A 14,784-nucleotide genomic window follows, 5' to 3' on the forward strand; every position below is an offset into this window, starting at 1 on the left:
CGGCTGGCTCCTAGGGGGTGACGAAGGTGGCGGTCAGGGTGGCCTTGCCAAGAGCCATGCTGTTGAGCATGTAGCCTACCATGGCGGGCGGGGTGTCTGCCTTCACCTCCAGGGGCTGGGGCAGAGCCCAGGCGGTGAACTGGTAGCGGTGCATGCCGTGGCCGGCGGGCGGGCAGGGGCCGCCGTAACCCTGGCTGCCGAAGTCGGTCTGAAGCTCCAGTCCCTGCTTGAGCTTGCCCGAGGCGTTGCTCGGCAGCTCGCTCTGACTGGCCGGCAGATTCACCACCAGCCAGTGCCACCAGCCGCTGCCGGTGGGGGCATCTGGATCATAGGCGGTGATGGCGACGCTCTTGGTGCCGGCGGGCAGGTCCTGCCAGCTCAGCTGGGGCGAGCGGTTGTCGCCGCTGCAGCCAAAGCCGTTGAAGCTGAAGGCCTTGTCCATCAGCTGGCCTTCGTGGATGTCGCTGCTCTTTAGGGTCATGGCACTGGCGGGCAGAGCCGCCACGCACAGCAGGGAGAGCAGGGTGGTACGCTTGGCAATCTTCATGGTGAGGCTCCTCGGTGGATGATGGGATCAGTCTAGCGAAGAGGGGGAGAAGGTGAGTGACCAAACCGCTCAAAGCGGTCGTCTTGCCGCCATGATATGAGTTGTTGTGTTGATTGCTGGTGAGCGCTGCGAAAGCGCGGTGGTGCCCTCGGGCATAAAAAAACCGGCATCATGGATGCCGGTTTTTTACTGTGCTGACAGCTGGTCGCGCGACTTAGCGCAGGATCATCTCGTCACGGCCCGGGCCGACGGAGACCATCGGAACCGGTACGCCCAGCAGCTCTTCGATGCGCAGTACGTACTGCTGAGCCGCTTTGGGCAGCTCGGCGAAGGTACGACAGCCGGTGATGTCTTCGCTCCAGCTTTCCATCACTTCGTAAACCGGCTTCAGACCGGCAGTTTGCGGCCAGATCGGGTTCTCGGTGTGGGCACCTTCGTAGGCGACGCAGATCTTCAGATCCGGCAGACCGGTCAGGCAGTCCAGCTTGGTCAGCGCCACTTCGTTGGCTGCCTGCAGCTCGACACCGTTCTTGGTGGCGACGGCGTCGAAGTAGCCGACGTCGCGGGGACGGCCGGTGGTGGCGCCGAACTCGTTGGCGATCTTGCGGAACTCGTCCTGGTTCTCCATGGCGGTCAGCAGGGTGCCGGTACCGACGGAGGTGCTGAACGCCTTGGCGACGGCGATGACGCGCTCGGGACGCAGACCCGGCAGGCCGCCACCGATGCCGGCATAGGCGCCGGAAACGTGGGAGGAGGTCACCCAGGGGTATTCGCCGTAGATCAGGTCACGGCCGGCGCCCAGCTGGGCTTCGAACAGCAGGGTCTTGCCTTCGGCCTGCAGCGCTTTGAGCGGCATGCTGACGTTGCAGACTGAGTCGATCCAGGGTGCGGACACTTCCAACAGCCAGTCGGCCATCTCCTGGGCGGTCTGGTTGAATTCGAAGGTCGGGTAGAGCGCTTTGAGCTGCGGCAGTTTCCAGTCGAGGAAGAATTGAATGCGCTCGACCAGCACTTCCGGCTGCTTCAGCCAGCCCACCAGGATCGCTTTCTTCATGACGCGATCGCCATAGGCGGGAGCGATGCCCTGACGGGTGGAGCCGTAGGCGCCATCGCCCAGGCGCTGCTCTTCCAGGGTGTCTTCCATGGCGTGCAGCGGCAGGCAGAGGGTGGCGCGATCAGAGATGGCCAGCTTGGGAGTGACGCCGGAGGCTTTCACTTCGTCCAGCTCGACGGTCAGTTTCTCGGGGCTGATCACCATGCCCGGGCCCAGCACGACCAGGCAATCCGGGTTGAACACACCGCTCGGAACCTGGTGCAGCTTGAAGGTGCCAAGGTCGTTGACGACGGTATGGCCGGCGTTGTTGCCGCCCTGGAAGCGAATGCTGGCGCCGGCTTGGCCTGCCAGATAATCCACGATGCGGCCTTTGCCTTCATCACCCCAGTTGGCACCTACGACTACGATAGACGACATGACTCTTTCTCCTAAGACGTTAGGCGATCATCCTAGGAGGCCGGGGCGGATTAGAAAAATTAATTATCTTTATAATTCCGATAAGAGAGTCATATAATTGCGGCGAATTTATCGGCAAACCGCCCCGCTGCCGTGCCGACGTCCCCCTCAGGGGCCCGTGCGGCCGTGGCGGCACACGAGGACCCTCATGCTGGACATCCACTGGCTGCACACCTTCGTCACCCTGGCCCGGCTGCAGCACTTCGGCCAGACCGCCACCGAACTGCACATGACCCAGCCGAATGTGAGCCTGCACCTCAAGAATTTGGAGCAGGCCACCCGGGTCAAACTCATCGAGCGCAGCCCGTTTCGGCTGACCCAGGCGGGCGAGCGGCTGCTGCAAAGTGCCGAGCGTGCCATCGCCGAGCTGCAGCTCTGCCAGTCCGATCTCAACGCCCTCAACCAGCTGAGCCAGGGGACGCTGGCCATCGCCGCCAGCGACATCATCTCGCGCCTGCTGCTCATTCAGCCCTTTCAGCGCTTCAAGCAGGAGTTCCCCGGCATCGACCTCACCCTGTTCAACACCACCTCGGATCAGGCAGCTGAGCTGGTCAAGGCGGGCAAGGCGGACCTTGGCTTCGTGATGGCGCAAAAGCGCAGCGAGCCGCTCTTCTACACCGAGTTGCAGCAGGTGACCTGGTGCGCACTGGGGCACGGCCTCGCCCGCTGGCAGGCGCGGGCGAAGGCGGGGGAGAGCGATCCCCTCGACGAGCCTACCCTGATCCTGCTGGGCCACGACACCCGTACCCGGGCGCTCATCGACCCCTCTTTGCCGCTGCTCGGTCTGCCCAGCTGTCGCATCATGGAAGTAGGCAGCGTGGACGCCCAGCTCGACTGGGCCGAGGCGGGGTTCGGGGTGGCCATAGTGCCGGACTTCTCCATTCACCCGCGGCTCAAGCTGACCGCTCCGGTGACCCGGCTCACCGACTTTCCCGGCACCAGCTTGGGGTACGTGGTGCGCCAGAACCAGGTGCTGTCGCGCGCCATCAAGCAACTGCTGCACTGGGTGGAGCAGGAGATCCAGCGCCCGGTACCGTTGCCGGACACTGGGGCTTGAGCCCACCAATATCGAAACAAAAAGAGGCCACCCTTGGGTGGCCTCTTTCGTTGTGGCTGTTTGGCGTTCTTACTGGGCAGGCGTGCCGTCCCCGGTTGGTGAGGCGCCGCTTGGTGCGGCCGGTGCCGGTGCTGTCGATGCCGGTTCGGCGGGCGCCGGTGAGGCGGGTTGTGTCCCGCTCACCACGGCAGAGGGGCTTGGCGCAGCCGTGCCGGTCAGCTTGCCGCCCTGCTCCACGGCGGCCCCTTCGAGCACGTTACTCGCGCTCGGCTCGGTGGCCGCGGCTGCAGAGGGGGTCGGCAGCAGGGCGCCAGGGGTCTGCCCGGATGAAGTGGCGGGCGTGCCTTCCGGGGAGGGGGCGCCTGTCTCGCCGGCGGCTTGTTTCGCATCCTCACCGGCGGGGCGTGCCATCTCGGTGGGCTGCGCCGCTGAAGTAGCCAGGGCCTCCGAGGTCGCCGGAGCCGGGCTCAGGCTCTCGGGCAGCAGGGTGGGCGGAGCATCCGTCATGCCGGCGTGGCGCGGCACTTCCGCCTCACCCAGCATCCCTTCCAGGGTGAGCTGGGTCAGTGCCGGGTGGAGGCGGGTGAACTGCTTGAGCCGGCCGCTCAACACGTCGCGCACGGTGCGCACCTCGCTATCCGGCAGGCTGGCCAGCGCCACCAGCTCGGCGGTGACGGCGAAGGTGTTGATCCCGCTGGTCTGGCCCGGATAGAGGTTGGCGCCGATGCGGCCGCGCTGATAGTAGGGATGCTGTTTGAGCAGCGCGTCGACCTGCTCCCCTTCGATGGGGATGAGGCGCGCCTTGCAGCGGCCGGTGAGATCGCCGATGGCCTGATTGGGGTGGCCCGCCACCACGAAGGCGGCGTCCAGGGTACCGTCACAGAGCCCCTCCAGCCGGTTGTTGGCCGCGGCGGGGATGAGGGGGGCAAAGCTCTTGGCCTGCCAGCCCATGGCGTCGAGCAGCGCCTGGCTGGTGACCCGTTCCCCGGAGCCCGGGTTGCCGAGATCGACCCGCTTGCCTTCGATGTCGGCCAGGGTGTTGATGTTGCTGTTGGCGCTGGCAAGCAGGGTCAGCGACTCCTGATGGAGGCGGTAGAGGCTGCGCAGCTGATCGGCGGGGGGCTGGCCCTGGAAGGGGCCCGTGCCGTGAGCGGCGTGATGCAGCACGTCCGACTGCACCAGCGCCAGCTGGATGTTGCCCTGCGCCAGTGCCTTCAGGTTGGCGAGGGAACCCGAGGTACTCTGCACCGAGCAGTGCAGGCCGTGGCTGCCGCTCTCTTCATTGAGCAGCCGGCAGATGGCGCCGCCGGTCGGGTAGTAGACGCCGTTCAGCGGCCCCGTACCGATGGTGAGATAGGTGGCGGCCTGCAGGGGCAGGGCCAGGGTCGCTGCCAGCCAGGGCAGGGCTCGGCGAAGCCGGATGGGCAGAAGGTGCAAGACGCGTTGGAACATAGTGAACCGGATCATTGGCTGATAAAAAGGATGGGTCAGCCCCATCCCGGTTGGCATCGGGCCGTTGCCCGCAAGAGGGCGGCCGGTGCCGTGTTGGGTGGCCCCTGGCGCCCCGGGATGGCCGGGGTGGGGCGTCGCCAAAATATACCCTATTGCGTGCGGATACGGATCGGGTCGGACAGATTATATTGCGGGGTCGGCCGGCGCCGCCCCGCAGGGGCTCAGCGGCGAGCCAGGATGGCCTTCTCCATGCGGGCCAGTGCCTCGACGAGGCGGGCCCGGGTGCAGCCGAAGTTGAGCCGCACGAACTGGCCGTCGCCAAACTGGGCACCGGGGGAGAGCCCCACCCCGGCCTGCTCGAAGAAGGCGATGGGATCGTCCAGCCCCAACGCGCTCACGTCGATCCAGGCGAGGTAGGTGGCCTGATGGCGCGCCAGCTTGATGCCGGGCCAGCGGGCGACCGCCTGCTCGATCAGCGCCAGGTTGGCGGCCAGGTAGTCGAGCTGTTCGCTGAGCCACTGTTCGCCCCCTTCATAGGCCGCCTCGGCGGCCACGAAACCCAGCAGGTTGACGTCGGCACTGATGCCGCGCATCGCCTGCTGCAGCTTGAGGCGCAGACGGGCATTGGGCACCACTGCGAAGGCGCAGCAGAGCCCGGCGATGTTGAAGGTCTTGCTCGGGGCCATCATCACCGCCGAACGCTCGGCCGCCGCCGGGCTGATGGCGCCGTAGGGGATGTGGCGGGCGTCCTTGTCCAGCAACAGGTCGCAGTGAATTTCATCGGAGCAGATCACCAGGTTGTGGCGCTCGGCGATGGCGTCGATGGCCAGCAGCTCCTCGCGGGTGAAGACGGTGCCGCCCGGGTTTTGCGGGTTGCACAGCAGCAGCAGATCCGCCGCCGGCGCCTGGCGTTCCAGCTCCTCGATATCCAGCACCCAGCGGCCGGCCTCTTCCACCATGGGCACGGTGAGCAGCGGCCGGTCGTTGAAGCCCGGCGCCTGCAGGAAGGGGTAGTAGACCGGCTTGGGGGTGATGATGCCACGGCCGTGCTGGCTCCAGGCCTTGCAGGCCAGGTTAAGACCGGGTACCACCCCGGGCAGGAAGACGAGCCACTCGGGCTGGATGGTCCAGCCATAGCGGCTGGCCAGCCGCGTGATGATGAGTTCGATCAGCCGGGGAGAGGGGCGGGAGTAGCCGAAGATGCCGTGGGCGACCCGTGCCGTGAGGGCCTCGACGACGGCAGGGGGGGAGACGAAGTCGGTGTCGGCGACCCACATGGGCAGCACGTCCTGTCCCTTGTACTTGTCCCATTTCAGGCTCATGGTGCCGCTGCGATCTATTTCCCGGTCAAAATCAAACATGTGAAATCCTTATGCTGGCCAGTGGGCTTTCACTGTACGGGGTCGGGGACGGGGTCGCAAGCCTTGAGGTGGCTCTTGATAATGACATAAAATAAGCGGCGCCATTTCATGCACTTGCCGAATTTTGGCCAGTTTTCTTCCCTCCAATCAGTGGTAATTCTATGCGCTTGTTGACTGCTGCCCGCAACAGGACGGATCCCGTCTCTCTCTCTTTTCTGGCCGTGACCTTCATGACCGGGGTGGCGGTGGCGCTGCAGGTGCCCACCCTGAGCCTGTTTCTGGCCGAGGAGGTGCAGGTGCGCCCCTTCCTAGTGGGGCTCTTCTATACCGTCAACGCGGTGATCGGCATCCTCATCAGCCAATGGCTTGGCCATCGCTCCGACAACAAGGGGGATCGCAAGCGACTGATCCTGCGCTGCTGCTTCGCCGGCGTGGTGCTCTCCCTGCTGTTTGCCTGGAACCGTCAATACTGGCTGCTGGTGAGCCTGGGGGTGCTGCTGGCAAGCCTGGCCGCTACCGCCAGCCCCCAGCTGTTCGCACTGGCGCGGGAATACGCCGACAGCCGCAACAAGCGGGCCGACATGTTCAGCTCGGTGCTGCGGGCCCAGTTCTCGCTGGCCTGGGTGATAGGGCCCCCCATCGCCTTCGCGCTGGCCATCGGTTACGGCTTCGAGGTGATGTACCTCGCCTCCGCACTGGCCTATCTGCTCTGCGCCTTCGTGGTGTGGCGCTGGCTGCCCTCGCTGCCGCTGCCGGTGATGGACAGCGAGGTGGAACGGGTCAGCAGCTGGCGGGATCCGTCGGTGCGCGCGCTCTTTATCGCCTCCACCCTGATGTGGACCTGCAACAGCATGTACCTCATCAACATGCCGCTCTACATCACTCGCGAGCTGGGGCTGGAGGAGAAGCTGGCCGGGGTACTGATGGGCACGGCGGCGGCTCTCGAGATCCCCTTCATGCTGCTGGCGGGTCACTACACCCAGCGTTTTGGCAAGCGCCCCATGATGCTGCTGGCGGTGTTGGCCGGGGTGGGCTTCTACGTGGGGCTGGTGACCCTGTCAAGCCAGCATGCCCTCATTGCGCTGCAACTGCTCAACGCCATCTTCATCGGCATCGTCGCCGGTATCGGCATGTCCTACTTCCAGGATCTGATGCCGGGCCGCGCCGGGGTGGCGACCACCCTGTTCGCCAACAGCATCCGCACCGGCTCCATCATGGCGGGGGCGATAGCGGGGACTGTGGCGGAGATCTGGAGCTTTCACGGGGTCTTCATGGTGGCCATGGGGCTGGCGCTGCTGGCACTGGCCGCCTGCTGGCGGGTGCCGAACGTCTGAAGCCAAAGGGGTGGGCGGGTCTGCCCCGCCTCACTGCCTGATGGCGGCGGGGGAGCGGGTTAGCGGTCGCTGTCGTCCTGATATTCGTTGCGCAGGCAGCGCAGCAGCAGCTCGGTGGCCGGGCCCAGGGCGTCGGCCGACGGCGTCAGCAGATAGGTATAGAGGTGGCGCTCGTTGCCACCGGCCAGATCCAGCGCCACCAGCTCGCCGCTCGCCAGCTCCTCCTGCACCAGGTGGCGGGGCAGCCAGGCGTAGCCGAGGCCGAGCCTGAGCATGGCGATCACCTCGTGGTAGTGGGTCGCCTTCCAGCCGGTGTCGTCCGCATCGTTCCAGTCCACCGAGCGGTGAATGGGGGGGTGCAGGCTGATCTGGTTGTGGCCGGCCAGCGCCTCGGCGGCGATGGCGCCGCCCTGAGTGGCGAGCGGGTGATCGGCCGCGCAGAGCGGCAGCAGACACACCTCGTCCAGCGGCAGACCGGTGCGATCATGGGGCAGGTGTTCGGAGAGCATCAGATCCCCCACCTGCAGGGCGTTGAAGTGGCAGTGGATGCGTTCGTGCAGATTGACCCGGCAGCCCCGGCTGCGGGGGTAGAAGTGGGCCAGCGCCCGATAGAGCCGCTCGCGCGGCTGCATCACCGACACATAGAGGTTGATCTGCGGCTCCCACTGCCGCTCCAGGTTGTTGGCCAGGTTCTCCAGCTCTTCCACCTGCTGGCTGAGCTGACGGGCACGCTTGAGGAAGATCTCCCCCGCCGGCGTCAGCACCGCTTTGCGCCCTCTCACCTCCAGCAGGGCCACCCCCAGACTCTGCTGCAGTTTGGCTACCGCATGATTGAGGGAGGACTGGCTCTTGTTCAGCGCCTCGGCGGCCTGGGCGTAGCCGCCACAATCCACCACGGCCTGAAAGATCCGCCATTGCTCAAACGTGCTCTTGGGACGAAACATATCTCAACCTGATAAGGGACTGGATGGAACGGGCCTTGCCATATTCGCAACAGGGTGCCGATGGCACCCTATTGAATTTAACCCCATGCCGCGCAGGGTTGGGGTTATTTTGTTGATTTATTTGGGCTGGGCCACAAAGGTCTGGCCGGTTTTGCCCTTGCTGTCCACTCCCATCAGATAGAGATAGAGCGGCATCAGGTCGGCCGGGGTCTTGAGGGTTTGCGGATCTTCGGCCGGGAAGGCGCTGGCCCGCATCTTGGTGCGGGTACCGCCCGGGTTGAGGGTGTTGACCCGCACCGAGGTGTTCTCCAGCTCGTCCGCCAGCACCTCCATCATGCCTTCGATGGCGAACTTGGAGATGGCATAGGTGCCCCAGTAGGCGCGGCCCTTGCGACCCACGCTGGAGGAGGTGTAGACGATGGAGGCATCGCCGTGCTCCTTGGCGGTCTGGCGGATGAGCGGCAGCAGCGCCTGGGTCAGCAGGAATTCGGATTTGACGTTGACCTGCATCACCTCGTCCCACTCCTGCTCCTGGATGTGTTCGAACGGTGACAGGGTGCCGAGCAGGCCGGCGTTGAACAGCACGCCGTCGAGGCGGCCGAACTGCTGGGCGAAGGTCTCGGCCATGCCGCGATAGTGGGCGGCGGTCGCCCCCTTCAGATCCACCGGCACGATGGCGGGCAGCGGGTGGCCGGCCGCCTCGATCTGGTCGTAGACCGCCTCCAGCTTGGCGCTGGTGCGTCCGAGCAGGATCACGGTGGCGCCGTGGGCCGCATAGGTGAGTGCCGCTTCGCGGCCGATGCCGTCACCGGCACCCGTGACCAGAATGACCTTGTCCTTGAGCAGATCCTGGGGGGCCTGATAATCGAACATGACAACTCCTGTTAACAATTCGTGGCTGATGCGCCCGGCAATAGAGGGGCAAGTGTACTGATCCCGCACGGCGTTTGACCAGTATGAGATGGCAAAAATGTGAATAAATCAGAGGGGTTGTGATTGTCGATTGGCATTTCTGACGGGTTGACGCAGAGTTTTTGCGCGCACCGGGCAAACTCCCTAGAATGTGAAAAAATCGTCCCCCCGGGGGCACACCAGTGGAGCATCAAGTGGCATTTTTGACCGAATATGGCCTGTTCCTGGCCAAGACCATTACCCTACTGCTCGCCATCGGCGCCGTCATCCTGATGGTGGTGAGCAGCCGTCAGCCCAAATCCCGCAAGGGGGAGCTGGTGGTCACCGATCTATCCAGCGAGCTGGAGCAGGGGCGTCACCAGTTGCAGGCTGCATTGGCCGGCAAGGCGGAGCGCAAGCAGCTGGAGAAGGCGCGCAAGGCCGAGCAGAAGGCGCGAGCCAAGAGCGAAGATGCCCGCAGCCGGCTGTTCGTCATCGATTTTCACGGCAGCATGGATGCCAGGGAGGTGGCCTCCCTGCGCGAAGAGGTGAGCGCCGTGATAGGCGTGGCCCAGCCGGGCGACGAAGTGCTGCTGCGGCTCGAATCCGGCGGCGGCGTGGTGCACGGCTACGGTCTGGCGGCCTCCCAGCTGCAGCGGCTGCGGGATCGTGACATCAAGCTGACCGTGGCCATCGACAAGGTGGCGGCGAGCGGCGGCTACATGATGGCCTGCGTGGCCGATCAGATCCTGGCGGCGCCGTTCGCCATCGTCGGCTCCATCGGGGTGATCGCCCAGCTGCCGAACTTCAACAAGCTGCTCAAAAAGCACGACATCGAGTTCGAGATGCACACCGCCGGCCAGTACAAGCGCACCATCACCATGTTCGGCGAGAACGACGACCTGGGGCGCGAGAAGTTTCGTGAGGAGCTGGGCGCCATTCACGAGCGCTTCAAGGCATTCGTGGCCGAGCACAGACCCAGCCTCGACATCGACAAGGTCACCACAGGCGAGCACTGGCTGGCGAGCCAGGCCAAGCAGCTCGGGCTGGTGGACAGCCTCTGCACCAGCGATGACTATCTGCTGGCCCAGGCCAGCCAGCACAAGGTGGTCGGCATTCGCTACAGCAAGCCGAAAAGCCTGACCCAGAAGCTCGGCCAGCAGGCTGCCGTGGCGCTGGAATCCGGTCTGGGTCGCCTGTGGCAGCAGGGCCCCTGGCGCTGAGGTACAGTTCAAGGACGGAAAAAAGAGAGCCGGGCACTTGCCCGGCTTTTTCATGGGGTCGGCGCTGCAAGCCGATGGCGCGTCTCAGCGCTGGAACGGGTAGACGGAGCCCAGTTTCAGGATCTGGGTCAGCTCGTCCAGCGCGGTGCGGGACTCCATGACCAGCGCCGGGTCGCGCAGATCGTCCAGCGCCAGGCTGTCGCGGTAGTGTTTATCCACCCAGGCGTCCAGGCGGGCAAACTGGCTGTCGGTGATGAGGCAGGCCGGGTTGACCGCGGCGAGCTCGGTGTCGTTCATGGCGACCCGCAGCCGCAGACAGGCGGGGCCGCCGCCGTTTTTCATGCTCTGCTTCACGTCCATGTAGTGCACCCCCTTGATCGGGGTCCCCAGGGTCACCAGCCTGGCCAGATAGGCCGACACCGCCGGGTTGTCGCGGCACTCGGTGGGGGCGATGATCGCCATCTCACCGGACGGCAGGGTCAGGATCTGGGTGTTGAACAGATAGGACTTCACCGCATCCTGCACCGACACCTCGGCAGTGGGCACCTCGATAAAGTGCAGCTCGCCGTCACCGAACTTGGTGCGCACCTCGGCCAGCGCCGAGGCGGTGTTGAGGAACGCCTGCTGGTGGAAGAACAGCACGTTCTGGTTGCCCACCGCGATCACGTCGTTGTGGAAGACCCCCTGATCGATCACGTCCGGGTTCTGCTGGATGAAGACTGCGCTCTCGTCCCCCAGGCCGTGCAGGCGGGCGATGGCCTGGCTCGCTTCCAGGGTCTGGCGGGCCGGGTAGCGTTTGGGGGCGGGCTGGGAGACGTCGAAGGCGCTGCGGCCGTAGACGAACAGTTCGACCCCGGACTCGCCATAGGCGCGGCACAGCCGGGTGTGGTTGGCGGCACCTTCGTCACCGAAGTGGTCGTTCTCCGGCAGGTGCTGATGGTGGTAGAAGTGGCGGTCGTTGTTGAACACGGCGCGCAGGATGCGACCGGTCACCTCGGGCTCGAGGGAGCGGTGAAACTTGTTGGTCAGGTTGGCGGGGGTGAAGTGGATGCGGCCATCCTGGGTATCGGCACTGGGGGAGACGGTGGCGGCGTTGGCGGTCCACATGCTGGAGGCCGAGTAGCAGGCGGCCAGCACGGCGGGCGCCTGTTTGGCGGCCTGGGCCAAGACGCTTGCATCGTTGCCGGTGAAGCCGAGGCGACGCAGGGTGGCGAGATCCGGTCGCTCCTGCGGGGCCAGTACCCCCTGCACCATGCCGAGGTCGGTCAAGGCCTTCATCTTGCGCAGACCCTGCTTGGCGGCCTCCTTCGGATTGGACGCTTCCTTGGCATTGTTCTGGGAGGCGACGTTGCCATAGGACAAGCCGGCATAGTTGTGGGTCGGGCCGACCAGGCCGTCGAAGTTGACCTCGAAGTGCTTCATTGAGTACATCCTTTCGATTTTTATATGGGTAGCGGTTCCTTCCGCGCACAATGCTGCGGGATGCAGCCATTATAAGGAGATTTTGTCTTTTGTAACAAGCTGATAACGAAACTGGTTTGTTATGTTACAAGAGCGGTTGGTTATGTCGTTTCCAATATAAAAAGAGGGTGGATATAGCATAAAAATAAAAAAGCGGTTGCTTCCCGCGGCTCGGCTTCGCATTAATAAATAAAGAAGCAAGGTGGTTCGGGCTGCTGGGCAAATTTGCTCACAAGATTGCTTTTTCCCGTCAAATCTCTTATACAGCCCCACAAAACCGCACACCAACCCCGTCGGGTGCAATGAGGATAATAGTTACAGCATGGGCAAATCACTGGTCATAGTGGAGTCTCCGGCCAAGGCCAAGACCATCAACAAATATTTGGGCAAGGACTACGTGGTGAAATCCAGCGTTGGTCACGTGCGCGATCTGCCGACCAGCGGCAGCGCCAGCAACGAGCCCAAAAAACCTGTCATTCGCGGCATCAAGCTGAGCGAATCAGAAAAGGCTGCCAAGGAGCGCAATGCCCTGTTCTCACGGATGGGGATCAATCCGACCGCAGGCTGGCAGGCCAACTACCAGATTTTGCCCGGCAAGGAAAAAGTGGTCAGCGAGTTGCAGAGTCTGGCCGAGAAGGCCGACACCATCTATCTCGCAACCGACTTGGATAGAGAGGGGGAAGCGATCGCCTGGCACCTGCGCGAGATCATCGGCGGCGACGACAGCCGCTACAAGCGCGTGGTGTTCAACGAGATCACCAAGACCGCCATCCAGGAGGCGTTCGCCCAGCCGTCCGAGCTGAACATTCACCGCGTCAATGCCCAGCAGGCCCGTCGTTTCCTCGACCGGGTGGTGGGTTACATGGTCTCCCCGCTCTTGTGGAAGAAGCTGGCCCGCGGCCTCTCCGCCGGCCGGGTACAGTCCGTCGCGGTGCGCCTCATCGTCGACAAAGAGCGTGAAATCAAGGCGTTCGTGCCGGTGGAGTTCTGGGATCTCAACGCCGACCTGCTGACCGGTGATAACGCCGATCTGCGGATGGAGGTGGTCAGCCGCAACGGCGCCGACTTCAAGCCGGTGACCCAGGCCGAGACCTTCGCCGCCGTGGCCGCCCTGGAAGGGGTCGACTACAAGGTGGTGAACCGGGAAGACAAGCCGACCGGCTCCAAACCGTCCGCTCCCTTCATCACCTCCACCCTGCAGCAGGCGGCCTCCACCCGGCTGAGCTTCGGGGTCAAGAAGACCATGATGATGGCCCAGCGCCTCTATGAAGCGGGTTACATCACCTATATGCGTACCGACTCCACCAACCTCAGCAAAGAGGCGGTCGAGGCGGTGCGGGAATACATCGGCGAGCAGTATGGCGCCGCCTATCTGCCGAGCGATCCGAACCTGTACGGTGCCAAGGCCAATGCCCAGGAGGCCCACGAGGCGATCCGCCCCTCCAGCGTGCTGGTGACGGCCGAGATGCTGGAAGGGATGGAGCCGGACGCCATGCGGCTCTATGACCTCATCTGGCGTCAGTTTGTCGCCTGTCAGATGACCCCGGCCCAGTACGACTCCTCCACCCTGACCGTCAAGGCGGGTGAGTTCGAGCTCAAGGCGCGCGGCCGCACCCTGCGCTTCGCCGGTTGGACCAAGGCGCTGCCGCCGATGGGCCGCAAGGGTGAAGACAGCCAGCTGCCGGCGGTGACCGTCGGCGAAGTGCTCAAACTGGTCAAACTGGATCCGCGCCAGCACTTCACCAAGCCGCCCGCCCGTTTCACCGAAGCGGCGCTGGTGCGCGAGCTGGAAAAGCGCGGCATCGGCCGCCCGTCCACCTACGCCTCCATCATCTCCACCATCGTCGACCGTGGTTATGTGCGGGTCGAGAGCCGCCGTTTCTTCGCCGAGAAGATGGGTGAGATCGTCACCGACCGGCTGGTGGAGAACTTCGTCGAGCTGATGAACTACGAGTTCACCGCCAAGATGGAAGACAAGCTCGACGGCATCGCCGAGGGGAGCCTGGAGTGGAAGAAGGTGCTGGACGCCTTCTACGCCGAGTTCACCCAGGAGCTGGAAAAAGCGGATCTGCCGGTGGAAGAGGGGGGCATGCGTGCCAACCAGATGGTGCTGACCGACATCGACTGCCCGGATTGCGGCCGCAAGATGGGCATCCGCACCGCCACCACCGGGGTCTTCCTCGGCTGCTCCGGTTACGCCTTGCCGCCCAAAGAGCGCTGCAAGAAGACCATCAACCTGGTCTCCGCCGACGAGTTCGTCTCCGCCACCGACGGTGACGAGGCCGAAACCGAGGCGCTGCGCGCCAAGCACCGCTGCGGCGTGTGCGGTACCGCCATGGATGCCTACATCATCGACGACAGCCGCAAGCTGCACGTCTGCGGTCGCAACCCGGATTGCGACGGCTACGAGATCGAGAAAGGCCAGTTCAAGCTCAAGGGCTACGAAGGGCCGAGCATCGAGTGTGACCGCTGTGGCAGCGAGATGCAGCTCAAGAACGGCCGCTTCGGCAAGTACATGGGTTGCACCAACGACACCTGCAAGAACACCCGCAAGATCCTGAAAAATGGTGATATCGCGCCGCCGAAGGAAGATCCGGTACCGCTGCCGGAGCTGAAATGCACCCAGTCCGACGCCCACTTCGTGCTGCGTGACGGGGCCGCCGGTCTGTTCCTGGCTGCCAGCAACTTCCCCAAATCCCGCGAGACTCGTGCGCCGCTGGTGGAAGAGCTCAAGCGCTTCAAGGAGCGCCTGTCGCCCAAGCACCAGTACCTGGCCGATGCCCCGGCGTCAGATCCTGACGGTAACGCCTCCATCGTGCGCTTCAGTCGCAAGACCAAGGAGCAGTACGTGATGACCGAGGTCAACGGCAAGGCGACCGGCTGGACGGCGCACTACGACAACGGCAAGTGGCAGGAGAGCCTGGCCAAGTCGAAGAAGGCGTGATTGCGCAGCGCGCACACTCTGATGAAAGAGGCCCCTCGCAGGGGCCTTTTTGTTTTCAGA

11 protein-coding genes are annotated in these 14,784 nt (G+C 64.3%); 4 read left to right on the top strand and 7 right to left on the bottom strand.

What is annotated here, in order from left to right:
- Window positions 1-10 precede the first annotated feature (10 nt).
- Both CK627_RS10190 and CK627_RS10195 read right to left on the bottom strand, forming a co-directional pair.
- Window positions 11-547 carry a YbhB/YbcL family Raf kinase inhibitor-like protein gene (locus CK627_RS10190; protein ID WP_095592257.1) on the bottom strand — a complete coding sequence of 179 codons (537 nt, stop codon included), beginning with the start codon at window positions 545-547 and terminating at the stop codon, window positions 11-13.
- Window positions 548-761: 214 nt separating this feature from the next.
- Window positions 762-2,018, bottom strand: coding sequence for an adenylosuccinate synthetase (locus tag CK627_RS10195; protein WP_005303296.1), 1,257 nt, complete (start codon window positions 2,016-2,018; stop codon window positions 762-764).
- A gap of 187 nt (window positions 2,019-2,205) precedes the next feature.
- Here CK627_RS10195 and CK627_RS10200 point away from each other — a divergent pair, with 187 nt between their 5' ends.
- Entirely contained in the window at window positions 2,206-3,114 is a 909-nt protein-coding gene (locus tag CK627_RS10200; RefSeq protein WP_095592258.1) for a LysR family transcriptional regulator, read from the top strand.
- 69 nt (window positions 3,115-3,183) lie between these two features.
- Here CK627_RS10200 and CK627_RS10205 read toward each other — a convergent pair whose 3' ends face one another.
- Entirely contained in the window at window positions 3,184-4,566 is a 1,383-nt protein-coding gene (locus CK627_RS10205) for a TAXI family TRAP transporter solute-binding subunit (protein WP_095592259.1), read from the bottom strand.
- Window positions 4,567-4,787: 221 nt separating this feature from the next.
- Window positions 4,788-5,927 (bottom strand): MalY/PatB family protein, encoded by a 1,140-nt coding sequence (locus CK627_RS10210; protein WP_010633253.1) that lies wholly within the window; start codon window positions 5,925-5,927, stop codon window positions 4,788-4,790.
- A 161-nt stretch (window positions 5,928-6,088) separates the two neighbouring features.
- On the opposite strand from CK627_RS10210, the gene CK627_RS10215 reads away from it, so the two are divergent.
- Entirely contained in the window at window positions 6,089-7,261 is a 1,173-nt protein-coding gene (locus CK627_RS10215) for an MFS transporter (RefSeq protein WP_010633254.1), read from the top strand.
- A 59-nt stretch (window positions 7,262-7,320) separates the two neighbouring features.
- Here CK627_RS10215 and CK627_RS10220 read toward each other — a convergent pair whose 3' ends face one another.
- Both CK627_RS10220 and CK627_RS10225 read right to left on the bottom strand, forming a co-directional pair.
- Complete coding sequence (locus tag CK627_RS10220; RefSeq protein WP_017765055.1) at window positions 7,321-8,205, bottom strand: LysR family transcriptional regulator; 885 nt, start codon at window positions 8,203-8,205, stop codon at window positions 7,321-7,323.
- Between the two features lie 117 nt (window positions 8,206-8,322).
- Window positions 8,323-9,078: a YciK family oxidoreductase gene (locus CK627_RS10225; protein ID WP_010633256.1), complete on the bottom strand. Its 756-nt coding sequence runs from the start codon at window positions 9,076-9,078 to the stop codon at window positions 8,323-8,325.
- 233 nt (window positions 9,079-9,311) lie between these two features.
- Here CK627_RS10225 and sohB point away from each other — a divergent pair, with 233 nt between their 5' ends.
- Window positions 9,312-10,319, top strand: coding sequence for a protease SohB (sohB, locus tag CK627_RS10230; RefSeq protein ID WP_043171803.1), 1,008 nt, complete (start codon window positions 9,312-9,314; stop codon window positions 10,317-10,319).
- 84 nt (window positions 10,320-10,403) lie between these two features.
- On the opposite strand, the gene astB is transcribed toward sohB, so the two are convergent.
- Window positions 10,404-11,741 (bottom strand): N-succinylarginine dihydrolase, encoded by a 1,338-nt coding sequence (astB, locus tag CK627_RS10235; RefSeq protein ID WP_017765058.1) that lies wholly within the window; start codon window positions 11,739-11,741, stop codon window positions 10,404-10,406.
- A 361-nt stretch (window positions 11,742-12,102) separates the two neighbouring features.
- Between astB and topA the strand changes: the two genes are divergently transcribed.
- Entirely contained in the window at window positions 12,103-14,724 is a 2,622-nt protein-coding gene (gene topA / locus CK627_RS10240) for a type I DNA topoisomerase (protein WP_010633259.1), read from the top strand.
- Window positions 14,725-14,784: the final 60 nt, after the last annotated feature.

This window comes from Aeromonas dhakensis (assembly GCF_002285935.1).
In the GTDB taxonomy this organism is placed as follows: Bacteria; Pseudomonadota; Gammaproteobacteria; order Enterobacterales; family Aeromonadaceae; genus Aeromonas; species Aeromonas dhakensis.

Bases quoted from the DNA above. Each gene is read 5' to 3' on its own strand.
- CK627_RS10195 (WP_005303296.1), bottom strand. From the start codon at position 2,018: ATGTCGTCTATCGTAGTCGTAGGTGCCAACTGGGGTGATGAAGGCAAA.
- CK627_RS10225 (WP_010633256.1), bottom strand. From the start codon at position 9,078: ATGTTCGATTATCAGGCCCCCCAGGATCTGCTCAAGGACAAGGTCATT.
- CK627_RS10210 (WP_010633253.1), bottom strand. From the start codon at position 5,927: ATGTTTGATTTTGACCGGGAAATAGATCGCAGCGGCACCATGAGCCTG.
- astB (WP_017765058.1), bottom strand. From the start codon at position 11,741: ATGAAGCACTTCGAGGTCAACTTCGACGGCCTGGTCGGCCCGACCCAC.
- CK627_RS10215 (WP_010633254.1), top strand. From the start codon at position 6,089: ATGCGCTTGTTGACTGCTGCCCGCAACAGGACGGATCCCGTCTCTCTC.
- CK627_RS10220 (WP_017765055.1), bottom strand. From the start codon at position 8,205: ATGTTTCGTCCCAAGAGCACGTTTGAGCAATGGCGGATCTTTCAGGCC.
- CK627_RS10205 (WP_095592259.1), bottom strand. From the start codon at position 4,566: ATGTTCCAACGCGTCTTGCACCTTCTGCCCATCCGGCTTCGCCGAGCC.
- CK627_RS10190 (WP_095592257.1), bottom strand. From the start codon at position 547: ATGAAGATTGCCAAGCGTACCACCCTGCTCTCCCTGCTGTGCGTGGCG.
- CK627_RS10200 (WP_095592258.1), top strand. From the start codon at position 2,206: ATGCTGGACATCCACTGGCTGCACACCTTCGTCACCCTGGCCCGGCTG.
- topA (WP_010633259.1), top strand. From the start codon at position 12,103: ATGGGCAAATCACTGGTCATAGTGGAGTCTCCGGCCAAGGCCAAGACC.